The 13,553-nt window shown below is 70.9% G+C and carries 11 protein-coding genes; 8 read left to right on the forward strand and 3 right to left on the reverse strand.

Annotated features, from left to right (window positions below; translation table 11 throughout):
• Positions 1-67: 67 nt before the first annotated feature.
• Positions 68-553 carry a ribose-5-phosphate isomerase gene (locus ACFULQ_RS28270; RefSeq protein WP_383548946.1) on the reverse strand — a complete coding sequence of 162 codons (486 nt, stop codon included), beginning with the start codon at positions 551-553 and terminating at the stop codon, positions 68-70.
• 205 nt (positions 554-758) lie between these two features.
• Here ACFULQ_RS28270 and ACFULQ_RS28275 point away from each other — a divergent pair, with 205 nt between their 5' ends.
• Positions 759-2,171 (forward strand): amino acid permease, encoded by a 1,413-nt coding sequence (locus tag ACFULQ_RS28275; protein ID WP_383548948.1) that lies wholly within the window; start codon positions 759-761, stop codon positions 2,169-2,171.
• 101 nt (positions 2,172-2,272) lie between these two features.
• Here ACFULQ_RS28275 and ACFULQ_RS28280 read toward each other — a convergent pair whose 3' ends face one another.
• Entirely contained in the window at positions 2,273-4,837 is a 2,565-nt protein-coding gene (locus ACFULQ_RS28280; protein WP_383548951.1) for a protein kinase, read from the reverse strand.
• Between the two features lie 248 nt (positions 4,838-5,085).
• On the opposite strand from ACFULQ_RS28280, the gene ACFULQ_RS28285 reads away from it, so the two are divergent.
• Positions 5,086-5,814, forward strand: a complete 729-nt coding sequence (locus ACFULQ_RS28285) for an LPXTG cell wall anchor domain-containing protein (RefSeq protein WP_383549073.1) — start codon at positions 5,086-5,088, stop codon at positions 5,812-5,814.
• 70 nt (positions 5,815-5,884) lie between these two features.
• A complete protein-coding gene (locus ACFULQ_RS28290) occupies positions 5,885-7,153 on the forward strand; it encodes an FAD-binding oxidoreductase (protein ID WP_383548954.1) in 1,269 nt (422 codons plus the stop codon).
• On the opposite strand, the gene ACFULQ_RS28295 is transcribed toward ACFULQ_RS28290, so the two are convergent.
• Positions 7,143-7,718, reverse strand: a complete 576-nt coding sequence (locus tag ACFULQ_RS28295) for a biotin transporter BioY (RefSeq protein ID WP_383548957.1) — start codon at positions 7,716-7,718, stop codon at positions 7,143-7,145. The genes ACFULQ_RS28290 and ACFULQ_RS28295 overlap by 11 nt on opposite strands.
• A 421-nt stretch (positions 7,719-8,139) precedes the next feature.
• Between ACFULQ_RS28295 and ACFULQ_RS28300 the strand changes: the two genes are divergently transcribed.
• From ACFULQ_RS28300 to ACFULQ_RS28320, 5 genes are all read left to right on the forward strand, one after another.
• A complete protein-coding gene (locus ACFULQ_RS28300; protein ID WP_383548959.1) occupies positions 8,140-9,306 on the forward strand; it encodes an ROK family protein in 1,167 nt (388 codons plus the stop codon).
• A gap of 195 nt (positions 9,307-9,501) precedes the next feature.
• Positions 9,502-10,566 carry an ABC transporter substrate-binding protein gene (locus tag ACFULQ_RS28305; RefSeq protein ID WP_383548962.1) on the forward strand — a complete coding sequence of 355 codons (1,065 nt, stop codon included), beginning with the start codon at positions 9,502-9,504 and terminating at the stop codon, positions 10,564-10,566.
• Entirely contained in the window at positions 10,563-11,402 is an 840-nt protein-coding gene (locus ACFULQ_RS28310) for an ABC transporter permease (protein ID WP_383548965.1), read from the forward strand. The genes ACFULQ_RS28305 and ACFULQ_RS28310 overlap by 4 nt, the downstream gene beginning before the upstream one ends.
• Positions 11,378-12,085, forward strand: coding sequence for an ABC transporter ATP-binding protein (locus tag ACFULQ_RS28315; RefSeq protein WP_383548968.1), 708 nt, complete (start codon positions 11,378-11,380; stop codon positions 12,083-12,085). Before ACFULQ_RS28310 ends, ACFULQ_RS28315 begins: the two co-directional genes overlap by 25 nt.
• A gap of 128 nt (positions 12,086-12,213) precedes the next feature.
• Entirely contained in the window at positions 12,214-13,548 is a 1,335-nt protein-coding gene (locus tag ACFULQ_RS28320) for an LLM class flavin-dependent oxidoreductase (RefSeq protein ID WP_383548971.1), read from the forward strand.
• Positions 13,549-13,553 lie beyond the last annotated feature (5 nt).

The following is a 13,553-nucleotide window of genomic DNA, read 5'->3' on the forward strand; positions in this document are numbered from 1 at the left end:
GAACTGCACGACCAGCCCCCACGCGCCCGCAGTCGACCCCGCCCCCGTCCGGCCCTGGGCCGAAAAACTACTGCTGCGGATGGTGCGCCGGGATCTCCGGCAGGTCGCCCGTCGTCTCGTAGGCCGACAGCATGTCGATGCGGCGCTGGTGGCGGGCGTCGCCGGAGAACGGGGTCGCGAGGAAGGTCTCGACGAACTTCGTCGCCTCCTCCTGCGTGTGCATGCGCGCCCCCACCGCCACCACGTTGGCGTTGTTGTGCTGGCGTCCCAGCGACGCGGTCTCCTCGCTCCAGGCGAGGCTGGCCCGGACGCCCTTGACCTTGTTCGCCGCGATCTGCTCGCCGTTGCCGGAGCCGCCGATCACGATGCCGAGGGCCTCGGGGTCGGCCGCCGTGCGCTCGGCGGCGCGCAGGCAGAACGGCGGGTAGTCGTCCTGGGCGTCATAGATGTGGGGGCCGCAGTCGACGGGGTCGTGGCCGGCCGCCTTGAGCCAGTCGACGAGGTGGTTCTTGAGTTCGAAGCCCGCATGGTCGGAGCCGAGATACACGCGCATGGAACGAGTGTGACACGGCTGTTTCGGGGCAGCAGCCCCGGGTGTCAGGCAGGGAAAATATGGACCTGACAATGGAACCTCAAGGAAACCTCAAGTAACGATCTGGATTCAAAGGTTCAGGAATTCCTTTGCCTCCGATTCACTGGACCAACCCGTACCCCGCTCGTACGGGATCCCCCCATCCCGGCACAAAGGAATTCCCCGTATGACTGGTCTCCAGGCCGGACTCAAGAACCGCCACCTCTCGATGATCGCCATCGGCGGAGTCATCGGCGCGGGCCTCTTCGTGGGCTCCAGCTCCGGTATCGCCACCGCCGGACCCGGCATCCTGCTGTCGTACGCCCTCGTCGGCACGCTCGTGGTGCTGGTGATGCGGATGCTCGGTGAGATGTCGGCCGCCAACCCCACGTCCGGCTCGTTCTCCGCGCACGCCGACCGGGCGCTCGGGCGCTGGGCCGGCTTCTCCATCGGCTGGCTGTACTGGTTCTTCTGGGTCGTCGTGCTCGCCGTCGAGGCGACCGCGGGCGCCAAGATCCTCGAAGGGTGGATACCCGCCGTACCGCAGTGGGGGTGGGCCCTCATCGTGATGGTGGTGCTGACCGCCACCAACCTGGTCTCGGTCGGGTCCTACGGCGAGTTCGAGTTCTGGTTCGCCGGCATCAAGGTCGTGGCCATCGGCGCCTTCATCGTCGTCGGACTGCTCGCGGTGTTCGGCGTGCTCCCCGGGGTCGACACCGACCAGGCGGGCTTCTCCAACCTCACCGGCCACGGCGGCTTCCTGCCCCATGGGCCCGGCGCCATCCTCACCGGTGTCCTGCTGGTCGTCTTCTCCTTCATGGGCAGCGAGATCGCGACCCTCGCGGCCGGTGAGTCGGAGGACCCGCAGCGGGCCGTGACGAAGTCGACCAACAGCATCATCTGGCGGATCGCGGTCTTCTACCTGGGGTCCATCTTCGTCGTCGTCACGCTGATCCCGTGGGACTCCAAGTCCATCCAGGACAACGGCTCCTACGTCGCTGCGCTCGACTCCCTCGGGATCGCGCACGCCGGTCAGATCATGAACTTCATCGTGCTGACCTCGGTGCTGTCCTGTCTCAACTCCGGTCTCTACACGGCCTCTCGGATGGCCTTCTCGCTCGGTGAGCGGGGCGACGCGCCGAAGGCGTTCGCGCGGGTCAACGGGCGGGGTGTGCCGATGGCCGCGATCCTCGCTTCGGTGGTGTTCGGCTTCGTCGCCGTCTTCTTCAACTACCTCTCCCCCGACAAGATCTTCCTGTTCCTCGTCAACTCCTCCGGTGCGGTGGCCCTGTTCGTATGGCTGGTCATCTGCTTCTCGCAGCTGCGGATGCGCAGGATCATCCAGGCCGAGGCGCCGGAGAAGCTGGTCGTGCGGATGTGGCTGTACCCGTATCTGACCTGGGCGACGGCCGCGTTGATCGTGTTCGTCCTGGGGTACATGCTGACCGACACCGAGCACGACGGGCGGGAGACCGTGCTGCTGTCGCTGCTCGTCGCCGCGGTGGTGCTGGTCATTGCCGTGGTGCGGGAGAAGGTCGGCGGCGGGCGGCCCGCCTCCGCGTCGGCCGGTGAGGTGACCGACAAGGTCTCCGTCGGCTGACCCCTTCGACGGTTCGGTCAAGGGCCCCGTGGCGTGTGCCGCGGGGCCCTTGCCGTGTGCGCTCACAGGACCCGCTCACAGGACGCGCTCACAGGACGCGCTCACAGGACGGTGAAGCTGTCCTTCACCTTCTCGTACGTCTTCAGGGCCTTCGGCTCGATGTCCGGCTGGTACCAGGTGTTGATCTGGTACGACTTGTCGCCCTCGTTGAAGCCGAGCAGCCGGGCGTGCCAGGGGACGCCGCCGAGGGTGAAGGTGTACTCCCAGACGACCGCGGGGTGGTCGCGGAACGTCGTCTCCTCCAGGCGGATCTTGCGGTAGTCCTGGCCCTGGTGGGCGTTCTGCTCGGAGGTCTGCCAGGTCTCCATCAGGTCGCCCCGCGCCAGGGAGGACTTGGCGGCCAGCTCCTGCTTGGCGTCGGGCGAGGTGTAGTGGACCTCCGCGCCGGTCTTCACGTCCCGCCGCCAGCCGGTGGGGGTCGCCCACGCGAACCCTCCGGCCTCCTCGTGCGCGCCGGGTGGGAGGGAACGGGGGCGGGAGGTGCCCTCGACGGTGGAGGACGGGGTGCCGGGGGTGGACGCGCCGGGTTCCCCGGAGGCGGAGGCCGACGGGGAGTTGCCCGCGTTGTCGTCGCCCGGTGAGCCGGAGGTGGTGGTGAGGATGATCGCGACCACGACCGCGGCGGCGGTGACGACGGTTCCGGCGGCGAGGAGGGTGGTGCGGCGGCGGGTGCGGTGGGGGATGCCGGGATCGGCGGGATCGGCGGGGCGGGCGGGGCCCGGGAGTTCGCCTTCGCCGGGGGGTTCCTCCGGGGGGACGCGGTGGGGGTGCGGACCGAGGACCAGGGGCTGGACGGGCTCGGGCTCGGGGCCCGGGTCCGTACCGGTGCCCGAGGTGTCGCTGCCGCCCGTGGGGCCCGGATCGGGCACGGCCTGGTTGCCGCGGATCAGGGAGACTCCGGGGCGGGAGCGGGGGGCCGGGCCGATACGGGTGGGAGCGGAGGCCGCGCGGGTGGGGGTGTCCCGGGTCGGCGCGTCCGGCATGGGGTAGTGCTCGGTGGGGGCGCCCGCGGAGAGGGAGTCCTGGGTGGGAGCGCTGGCGAGGGGCGTACTGGTCGTGGTGGCACCGGCCCGGAGCGCGGCCCCCACGGAGTTCCCGGACGGCGTCTCGGACCTGACCTCCGAACGCTCCTCGGAGACCACCTCGGTGGACGCGCTGGCCCCCTGCCCAGCCGCACTCGCCGAGGCCCCAGCCACGACGAACGACCCACCGGAGGACGACGGTTCGACGGGAACACGCTCCGGGGTCCCGGAGGGCTCGGCGGGTGAGGACGGCTCGGCAGCGTCGGTCGAAGGATGCGCCGGGTCGGAGCTCCCGGCGGGGGCCGGTGGTTCTGACTCCGTGCTCGCCGGCTCGGCAGAGAGTGCGCTCTCGGCCGGCGTGCCGGCGTCGGCATCCGATCGCGCTGCCGTCTCCGCGGATGTGTCCGTGTCCTGCCCACCGGCGGCGGCCGCGTAGGCGACCGGGACGGCGTCCGACGGCTCGGCCTCGACGACGTCCGGCGGCCGCTCTCGTACGACCGACTCCTGGCCGGCCACGGACTCCGGCACCCTCGGATCCCGCGCCGCCCGCACGATCCGCGGCTCCAGATAGGCCGGTGTCGGCGACTCCCGCGGGGCCCACGGGGACGACGGAGTCACCTCGGCGCCTGGCGCGTTCGTGGATACGGGTTCGGCGACCGGCCCGACCGACCCGGCCGATCCGGCCGACCCCTCCGAGGGGGCCGGTTCCGCATCCGGCCCGGCCCCCATGTCCGACGCTCCCGGGGTTCCTGGAGCCCCCGCAGCTCCAGGAACCCCCGGTTCCGCCGTCTCCGGGTCCGCCGCCGGTCCCACCCGCAGGGTCGGCGTGGGGGCCGGGAACGCGACCTCGTGGAGAGCTGATTCCACCTCGTCCAGGCCCGGCCGTATCGACGGGTCCTTCTCCAGGAGGGCCGCCAGGATGTCGGTCAACGGGCCCGCCGCGGCGGGGAGTGCCGGCTCCTCGTAGAGGACCGCGTGCAGGGTCGCCAGGGTGGTGTCGCGGGAGAAGGGGGAGCGGCCGCCGAGGGCCGCGCAGAGCGTCGCGCCCAGGGACCAGATGTCCGACGGCGGCCCCTGGGGGCGGCCCGAGACCCGCTCGGGGGCCATGTAGTCGGGCGAGCCGACCAGCATGCCGACCATGGTGAGCGCCTTGGCGTCCTGCATCGCGGCGATGCCGAAGTCCGTGAGGACGATCCGGCGGCCGGTCCGGGAGCCGGACTCCACCAGGACGTTCCCCGGTTTGATGTCCCGGTGCAGCACCCCCCGCGCGTGCACCTGCCGCAGCGCCTCCACCAGGCCCAGGCCGAGCAGTGCCGTCGCGCGCGGGTCCAGCGCGCCGTCCTCCACCATCATCCGTTCCAGGGAGCGGCCCTTGACCAACTCCATGACGATCCACAGGCGTTCGCCCTCGTCCACGACGTCGTAGACCCGGACGACGTTCGGGTGGTCGATCCGGGCCGTCGCCCTGGCCTCGCGCAGGGTGCGCTCACGGCGGGTGCGGGTGTCCTCCGCGTCGAGGCCGTCGATCCGCATCTCCTTGACCGCGACCTGCCGGTCGAGCATCTCGTCGGCGGCTCGCCACACCCGCCCCATTCCCCCCTGGCCGATACTCTCGACCAGGCGATAACGCCCCGTCACCAGGAGCCCTGGAACTCCGCCGCGCCTCGCATTTCCCGTCTCTCCCGCATTCCCCGGCAATCCGCTGCACCCCCTCAACGATGTCCCGAGTGGAACACAATGGTCACACTTCGCGCCGTACCAGCATAGTGCGGAGAAATCTTGTGGTACCTCTTCAAGTACTGCGAATTCAGGCGCAGCCAAGGGGGACGAACATGAGTTCTCGTCGTATGACGACCATCGCCGGATCGCTGGTCACGGCATCCTTCTCGACGGTGATGATCTTGTCCTTCACCGCGAGCGCGGACGAAGGACCAGCAAGCAGCAAGGGGGGAAAGGCCGTTGACAAGGCGCCGGCCGGTGTGGAGCTGACGACCACACTGCCCGGCACGATCTCTGTCGACAACAGCTCGCAGAAGACCGATCTCACGGCCACCGTGAAGAACGACGGGAGCAAGGACAGCGGAAAGATCAGGCTTTTGGTCGTCGGTTTCGACGGCATGACGGTCAAAAACGTTCAAGGCTGCTCTCCGATCGAGAAAAAGGATCTACCGGAGGGTTCGAACAGCGGTTTCGCCTGCCCGATCGACAATCTCGCGGCCGGTAAGTCGAAGTCGTACGCCGTCGACGCGACATTCGATCTCGGCAAGACCGGAAAGATCTGTCTGCCGGTGCAGACCAGCGACGGGAAGAAGACGTTCTGGCAGCAGGGCCCGGTTCCGTTCGGTACGACGAACCCGTCGCCGAACGCCCCGGCCACCCCGCTGCTGCTGGGCACCGACAACAAGCCGGTGGCACCCGGCGGTGACACCCCGGGCGAACTGCCGAAGACGGGTGTCGGACGTGATCTGCTGCCCCTCGGGGCCGCGGGCGCGGCGCTGCTGGCGGCGGGCGCGGCGGGGCTGTGGTGGTCGCAGCGCCGACCGGAGGGCGGCACCGCCTGACGCGGAGCAGGAAATCCTCGGAGGCATAACCTGACGGAAACTGTCAGGTTATGCCTCCACCCTGTCCGGCATGAACACCTCGACCCACGACGAAGTCACCAGTTTCCAGACCGGTTTCGACCTGCGCCCCGACCACGTGGTCCCGGTGCGCACCAGCGAGGACGTGGTCGCCGCCGTGCGCCACGCGGCCGACGCACGGCTGCCGGTGACCGTGCTGGCCACCGGCCACGGACTGCCCGGCCCGGTGGAGGGCGGGGTCCTCATCAGCACCCGGCCCATGGACCGGGTGACCATCGACGCCGGGGCCCGTACCGCCCGCGTCCAGGCGGGGGTGCGCTGGCGTGACGTGGTGGCGGCCGCCGCACCGCACGGGCTCGCGCCGCTCAACGGTTCGGCGCCGGGCGTCGGTGCCGTGTCGTACACGCTCGGCGGCGGACTCGGCATCCTGGCACGGGAGTTCGGTTACGCGGCCGACCACGTCCGCTCCCTGGACGTGGTCACCGGGGACGGCCGACTGCGGCACGCGCCCCCGGGGTCCGAGCTGTACTGGGGCCTCCTCGGCGGCGGCCGCCGCCTCGGTGTCGTCACCGCACTGGAGATCGGGCTGGTCCCCGTGCGGACGCTCTACGGCGGTTCACTCTCCTTCGACGGCCGCGAGGTCGGTCCAAGGGCCCTGCTGGAGGCGTACGAGGAGTGGACCAGGACCGTACCGGACACGCTGACCTCGTCCTTCGCCGCCGTACCGTATCCGGACCTGCCCGCGCTGCCGCCGCACCTGCGGGGGCGGTACGTCGTCTCGGTCCGGGTCGCGTACACCGGCACCGACGGGGACCGACTCCTCGCCCCGCTGCGGGAGTTCGGGCCGGTGCTCGCCGACTCCCTGCGCGAGATGCCGTACGCCGAGAGCCACACCATCCACAGTGATCCGGACTTCCCGCACAGCTACTACGGGGACAGCGCGGTGCTGGGCGAGCTGGACGTGGCGCGGGCGGGTGAGCTGCTGGAGCGGACCGGGCCCGGCGCCGGCGCCATGGTGGTCGTACAGATCAATCATCTGGGCGGGGCGCTGGCGCGGCCGGCGCCGAACGCGGTGCCGTATCGCGAAGGGCGTTTCCTGGTACGGCTGTTGGCCATGGGCGGGCGGCAGCAGGCGCGTGCGGTGCTGGACCCGGCCTTCGCGCTGCTCGCGCCCCTCACCCTCGGCCGCAGCGTCAACTTCGCCTTCGGGGCCGGGGACCGGACCGCGGGGCTGTACGACGCCGGGACGGACAAGAGGCTCGCCGAGCTGGAGTCGCGGTACGACCCGGCGAGCCTGTTCCGCAGGGGTGTCAGCGCTTGAGGAGCTTCCAGGCCGTGGGCAGGAGACCCATCGCCAGGGCCGCCTTGAGGGCGTCGCCGAGGAGGAACGGGGTGAGGCCGGCCGCGATCGCGGCGGACGGCGACAGGTCGGCGGCGTAGGCGAGGTAGGGCACGCCGACGGCGTAGATGATCGCCTCGCCGACCAGCATGGTGCCGGCCGTCCGCCAGACATCGCGGTCGGCACCGCGGCGGGCCAGGGCACCGACCGCGGCCGAGGCCAGGATCATGCCGAGGATGTAGCCGAAGGAGACGGAGAACCCGGAGGTGCCCTGGGCGAACCACGGCACACCGGCGAGACCGGCCAGCGCGTACAGCGCGAGGGAGGCCACACCGCGGCGGGCGCCGAGGCTCGTGCCGACGAGCAGCGCGGCGAAGGTCTGGCCGGTCACCGGCACCGGGGAACCCGGCACGGGCACGGCGATCTGCGCGGCGAGACCGGTGAGCGCGGCGCCGCCGGCCACCAGCGCGAGGTCCCGCACGCGGGAGGCGGGGACCAGGTCGGCGAGGACCTGGCCGGTGCGGGCGGGGGCGACGGCGGTGCTCATGGGGACTCCGCGGGTGTGAACGACAGGGGACTCGGTGACGCTATCCCGGCGCCCTCCGGGCGATCACCGTCAACCGTCGACAAAGCCGGGAACAGGGGCTTGGTGGGCTCCGGACAAAGAGTGTGCGTTACACCCGGTCCGGCGTGACCCCTGTCACTGAGGTGGGGTGGCCGGGGCGACAGGGGCTCTGTTCACCCGGCTGTGGGGAACCACCAAACGAACCCTAGTGGTCTGGTCGGATTCACCCTTCCTGACCTACCCTTCCAGACATGGTCGCCCAGTCCCGGTACTTCTCCTCGCGTCGCCACGTCGATCTGGCACGCGTGGGCACGGCCGTCTGTCGCCGTCCGGAGTGAGACGGGCTCCGGCCCGCCTCACCCTCCGAGACGTGTCGGCCCCCCGTTCCCGAGGACGGTCCTCCATGCCCCGTACCGCGACACCCCCTGCCCCGACTCCCACCTCCCGGCGCCGCACGAGCGCCAGCGTCGTCCTGCGGTCCGTGCTGGAGCACGGGCCGGTGGCGCGCAGCACCATCGCCCGGCTGACCGGGCTGTCCCCGGCGTCCGTGACGGACTACTGCTCCCGCTTCACCGAGCTCGGTCTGATCCGGGAGTCGGAGACACCCCAGCGCTCCCAGGGTGTGGGCCGCCCCCATGTGCCCGTCGACCTGGACGACTCACGGTTCGTCGTGGGCGGCGTCCATGTGGCCGTCCCCTATACGACTGTCGCGCTGCTCGATCTGCGCGGCCGGGTGGTGGCCGTGCGGGAGCTGCGGCACGACGGCGCCGACGCCGCCACGATCCTGGCGCGGGCCGCCGCCGGGCTCACCGCGCTTCTGGAGCGGTCCCCGCGGCTGAGGTGCCTGGGGGTCGGCTTCGCGGCCGGCGGCTGGGTGGACCGGGACTCCGGGACCGTGGTCGAGCACCCCATGCTGGGCTGGCACGAGGTGCCGGTGCGGGAGCTGCTCGGCACCCGCACCGGCCTGCCGGTCCATGTGGACGGCCACGCGCGGGCGTTGGTCAACGCGGAGCGGCTGTTCGGGCGGGCCCGCGGCAGCCGGAGCATGCTGCATCTGTTCGTCGGCAACGTGGTGGACGCGGCGTTCGCCACCAACGACGAGGTGCACCACGGGCCGCGCTCCCAGGCGGGCGCTATCGCCCATCTGCCGGTGCCGGGCGGCACCGAGCCCTGCGACTGCGGGCGGACCGGCTGCCTCCAGGCCGAGTTGAGCGAGCGCACCCTGTGCCGGCGGGCCCGGCGGGCGGGGGTCACCGAGGGCGTGAACCCGATGCACGTGGTCACCGCCGCGGCCGCGGGCGATCCGGCAGCGCTGCGGCTGCTGGTGGAGCGGGCGAACGCCGTCGGGCGGGCGGCCCGGCTGCTGCTCGACGTGCTCAACCCGGAGACGGTCGTGGTGACCGAGGTCGGCATCCTGCACCGCGAGGACTGCCTCCTCGCCCTGCGCGAAGGAGTCGGCGACGACCGCGCGAGTTCCGTCGTCCCGTCGAGTTTTCCGGATTCCGTGCTCGCCGTGGCCGGCGGCTCGGTGGCGCTCGACGTGCTCTACCGGGATCCTCTGGCCGCGTGACCTGAGGCTATTTAATTCAGAAACTCCGAATGTTGACAGGGCTTCCGCGGAACGGCGAACATCCTGTTCATGAGCCCGAACCTGCACTGTCGCGCCCTTTGTTGCTGACACGTTGCCCCGTGTGACGCGCTCATTTCCCCTGCATGAACGCATTTCTCCGTGACTTTCTCCTGCACTGATTCAGGGAGCATTCCCATGCCCAATTCCCGCACGTCCGGCATCGACCGGCGGCTGTTCCTCTCCTCCGTCCTCGGGGCCGCGGCCGGTGTCGCCGGCCTCAGCGGCTGCGCCGGCAGCAGTGCCGCCGCCGACAGCAAGGACGCCCTGTCCGCCCCGCTCGCCGCCAAGGTCCCGGCCGGGACCGGCCTGACGGTCGCCTCATATCTGGGCACCCAGCAACTCCAACTGAAACTCGGCAAGTTGGGAACGCTTCCGTTCAAGGTGAGCTGGGCCAATATCGGGGCCGGCCCCGATGTCATCAACGCCTTCCGCGCGGGCTCCCTGGACGTCGGCAACAACGCGGGAATCCCGCCGATCCAGGCGCATTTCCAGAACTACGACGCGAAGATCGTCGCGATCAACATCACCCGAAAGCCGAACTACCTCTTCGCCACCAAGCCCGGCAGCGACATCCACACGGTCGACGACTTCAAGGGCAAGAAGCTCGCCTTCTCACAGGGACAGGCCCAGGGGGTCGTGCTGCTGCGTGCGCTGAAGAAGGCCGGGCTCTCCTACGACGAGGTGAAGCTCGTCCCGCTGACCAGCAACCAGTTCCTCACGGCCCTCCAGTCCGGCCAGGTGGACGTGGCCCCGCTCGCCAACAGCCAGGCGCCCGCCTACCTCAAGCAGTACGAGGCCAAGGGCGCCCGGTCCATCACCACCGACGTGGTCGACCTGCTCAACCTGCTGTGGGCGCCGACCTCGGTGCTGAGCGACCCCGCGAAGGCCGCCGCGGTCGCCGCCTACATCCCCTTCTGGGCCAAGGGCCAGGTGTGGACGTACGAGAACCCCGACATCTGGAACGAGGACTTCTACGTCAAGACGCAGAACCTGACCCTCGACCAGGCGAAGGCCGTCACCGCGCTCGCCAACAAGCCGCTGTTCCCGCCGAGCTGGGCCGAGGCGATCAAGTGGGAGCAGGAGACCGCGGACCTGCTGGCGGAGGGCGGCTTCGTGAAGAAGTTCGACGTCGGCGTGCTGTTCGACCACCGCTTCGAGGGCATCGCCGCGAAGGCCGTACCGGCGGAGTACCGGCGGTGAGCGCCGTGACCACGACGGTCGCCGTCGCCGCCCCCGAGGTGAGCAGCGAGGTCCGCAGGCGCCGCCGGCTCTCCCCCGGCAGGCGGCTGCCCGCCGCGCGGCTCGTCGGACCGCTCCTCTTCCTCGCCCTGTGGGCCGCCGCCTCCGCCGCGGGACGGCTCGACCCGGCCGCGATCCCCGCGCCCTGGACGGTGGTGAGGACCGGCGCCCACCTGTGGACCGCCGGGACCCTGCCCACCGACATCCTGACCTCGCTCCAGCGGGCCGCGTCCGGCTTCGCGATCGGTCTGACCGCCGGTGTCCTGCTGGCCCTGGCCGCCGGGCTCAGCCGGGTCGGCGAGGCGCTGATCGACGGGACGGTGAACCTCAACCGGGCGATCCCCACCCTCGGTCTGATCCCGCTGTTCATCCTCTGGCTGGGCATCGGCGAGTCCTTCAAGATCGCCATCATCGCGATCGTCGTCTACATCCCGATCTATCTGAACACCCACGCCGCGCTGGCCGGCATCGACCACCGCTTCGTCGAACTCGCCGAGGTCCAGGGGCTGTCGAGGTTCGCCTTCGTACGGCAGATCGTCATCCCCGGCGCGCTGCCCGGATTCTTCGTGGGACTCCGGCTCGGCGTCACCGGCTCCTGGCTGGGCCTGGTCGTCCTGGAGCAGATCAACGCCACCAGCGGACTCGGCTACATGATGTTCCAGGCCCAGAACTACGGCCAGAGCGATGTGATCCTCGTCGGTCTCGTCGTCTACGGCGTCTTCGGCCTGGCCTCCGACAGCGCGGTCCGTCTCATCGAACGGAGGGTGCTGTCATGGCGCCGATCACTGAGCAGCTGACCCGGCCCGCCGTACAACTGCGCGGTCTGACCCGGTCGTTCGACGGGCGCAAGGTCCTCGACGGCATCGATCTCGACATCCCGGCCGGACAGTTCGTCGCCCTGCTCGGGCACAGCGGCTCCGGCAAGAGCACGCTGCTGCGGGCGGTGGCCGGGCTGGACCACGAGGTGGCGGGCAGCGGACAGCTGACCGCTCCCGAACGGGTGTCCGTGGTCTTCCAGGACTCCCGGCTGCTGCCCTGGCGGCGGGTGCTGGACAACGTGCTGCTGGGCACCGACGGGGAGGAGCGGGGGCGCGAGGCGCTCGCCGAGGTCGGTCTGGCGGGACGGGAACGGGCCTGGCCGAACGAGCTGTCCGGCGGTGAGCAGCAGCGGGCCGCGCTGGCCCGGTCGCTGGTGCGGGAGCCGGAACTGCTGCTGGCCGACGAGCCGTTCGGGGCGCTGGACGCACTCACGCGGATCAAGATGCACGCGCTGCTTCGGGAGCTGTGGCAGCGGCATCAGCCGTCGGTGCTGCTCGTCACCCACGACGTGGACGAGGCGATCGTGCTCGCGGACCGGGTGCTGGTGCTGGAGGCCGGGCGGATCGTGGTCGACGAGGTCATCGATCGGGGCCGGCCGCGGGAGGAGTACCGGGTGCGGTTGCTGGCGGCGCTGGGGGTGACCGTCGGCTCCAGTGACTGACCGGGGCTGCCGCCCCGGACCCCGCTTCGGCCCTGAAGGGGCCTCGTCCTCAAGCGCCGGACGGGCTGAAGTTTCCGGACCCGGCGATCAGAAGCACCCCTCCCGTCTCCCGCAGCAAAGGAACCCCCATGCCCCGCCACCTCCACCTCAACGCCTTCCTGATGACCACCGGGCACCACGAAGCCTCCTGGCGATTGCCCGAGAGTGATCCGTTCGCCCATGTCTCGCTGGACCACTACGTGCGGCTCGCCCAGATCGCCGAGCGGGGGACCTTCGACTCGCTCTTCCTGGCCGACGGGCCGCAGTTGTGGAGCAGTCTCGCCCAGCGGCCCGCCGGTGCGCTGGAGCCGCTGACCCTGCTGACCGCGCTGGCGACGGCCACCGAGCACATCGGGCTGATCGCGACCGCGTCCACGTCGTACAACTCGCCCTACAACCTGGCCCGCAAGTTCGCCTCGCTGGACATCATCAGCGGAGGCCGGGCGGGCTGGAACATCGTCACCACGGCAGGCAAGGAGGCCGCCCGGAACTTCGGTCTGGAGCACGAGCCCGCGCACGCGGACCGGTACGCCCGCGCCGGTGAGTTCCTCGACGTCGCCCTCAAGCTCTGGGACAGCTGGGAGGACGACGCGATCGTCGGGGACAAGGCGGCCGGCGTCTGGGGCGACGACACGAAGATCCACCCGCCCCGCCACAAGGGGACGTACTTCAGCGTGGAGGGCGCGCTCAACGTCCCCCGCACACCGCAGGGTTACCCCCTGCTCGTGCAGGCCGGGTCGAGCGAGGACGGCAAGGAGTTCGCGTCCCGGTACGCGGAGGCCGTGTTCACCGCCCAGCAGACCATCGAGGACGCGCGGGACTTCTACGCCGACCTGAAGGCACGGACCGCGAGAGCGGGTCGCGATCCCGGGCACATCAAGGTGCTGCCCGGCATCGTCCCCGTCATCGGCGCCACCGAGGCCGAGGCGCTCGCGAAGGAGCAGGAGCTGGAGGACCACATCGTGCACCGGCACGGCGTGGACAACCTGGAGCGCCTGCTGCAACTCCCCGAGGGGACTCTGGAGTTGGACCGGCAGCTGCCCTCGGACCTGCCGCCCGAGTCCGCCGTCGAGGGGGCCAAGAGCCGGTACACGCTCATCGTGGAGCTGGCCCGGCGCGACCGGCTCACCGTGCGCCAGCTGATCGGGCGGCTCGGCGGCGGCCGCGGCCACCTCACCTTCGCCGGTACGCCCGAGCAGGTCGCCGACGCGATCGAGACCTGGTTCACACAGGGTGCCGCCGACGGCTTCAACATCATGCCGCCGGTGCTCCCCTCGGGCCTGGACGCCTTCGTCGACCACGTCGTCCCGATCCTGCGCACCCGCGGTCTGCTGCGCACCGAGTACGGACCGCGCCAGACCCTCCGGGAGCGCTACGGCCTCCCCCGCCCCGCCAACCAGCACGTCCAGCCCGTCTACGCCTAGGAAGG

The organism is Streptomyces sp. NPDC057253 (genome assembly GCF_042669125.1).
In the GTDB taxonomy this organism is placed as follows: domain Bacteria; phylum Actinomycetota; class Actinomycetes; order Streptomycetales; family Streptomycetaceae; genus Streptomyces.

What these genes read in the sequence shown, in the direction of transcription:
- ACFULQ_RS28270 (WP_383548946.1), bottom strand. Translation starts at nt 553, where the DNA reads ATGCGCGTGTATCTCGGCTCCGACCATGCGGGCTTCGAACTCAAGAAC.
- ACFULQ_RS28275 (WP_383548948.1), top strand. Translation starts at nt 759, where the DNA reads ATGACTGGTCTCCAGGCCGGACTCAAGAACCGCCACCTCTCGATGATC.
- ACFULQ_RS28285 (WP_383549073.1), top strand. Translation starts at nt 5,086, where the DNA reads ATGAGTTCTCGTCGTATGACGACCATCGCCGGATCGCTGGTCACGGCA.
- ACFULQ_RS28290 (WP_383548954.1), top strand. Translation starts at nt 5,885, where the DNA reads ATGAACACCTCGACCCACGACGAAGTCACCAGTTTCCAGACCGGTTTC.
- ACFULQ_RS28295 (WP_383548957.1), bottom strand. Translation starts at nt 7,718, where the DNA reads ATGAGCACCGCCGTCGCCCCCGCCCGCACCGGCCAGGTCCTCGCCGAC.
- ACFULQ_RS28300 (WP_383548959.1), top strand. Translation starts at nt 8,140, where the DNA reads ATGCCCCGTACCGCGACACCCCCTGCCCCGACTCCCACCTCCCGGCGC.
- ACFULQ_RS28305 (WP_383548962.1), top strand. Translation starts at nt 9,502, where the DNA reads ATGCCCAATTCCCGCACGTCCGGCATCGACCGGCGGCTGTTCCTCTCC.
- ACFULQ_RS28315 (WP_383548968.1), top strand. Translation starts at nt 11,378, where the DNA reads ATGGCGCCGATCACTGAGCAGCTGACCCGGCCCGCCGTACAACTGCGC.
- ACFULQ_RS28320 (WP_383548971.1), top strand. Translation starts at nt 12,214, where the DNA reads ATGCCCCGCCACCTCCACCTCAACGCCTTCCTGATGACCACCGGGCAC.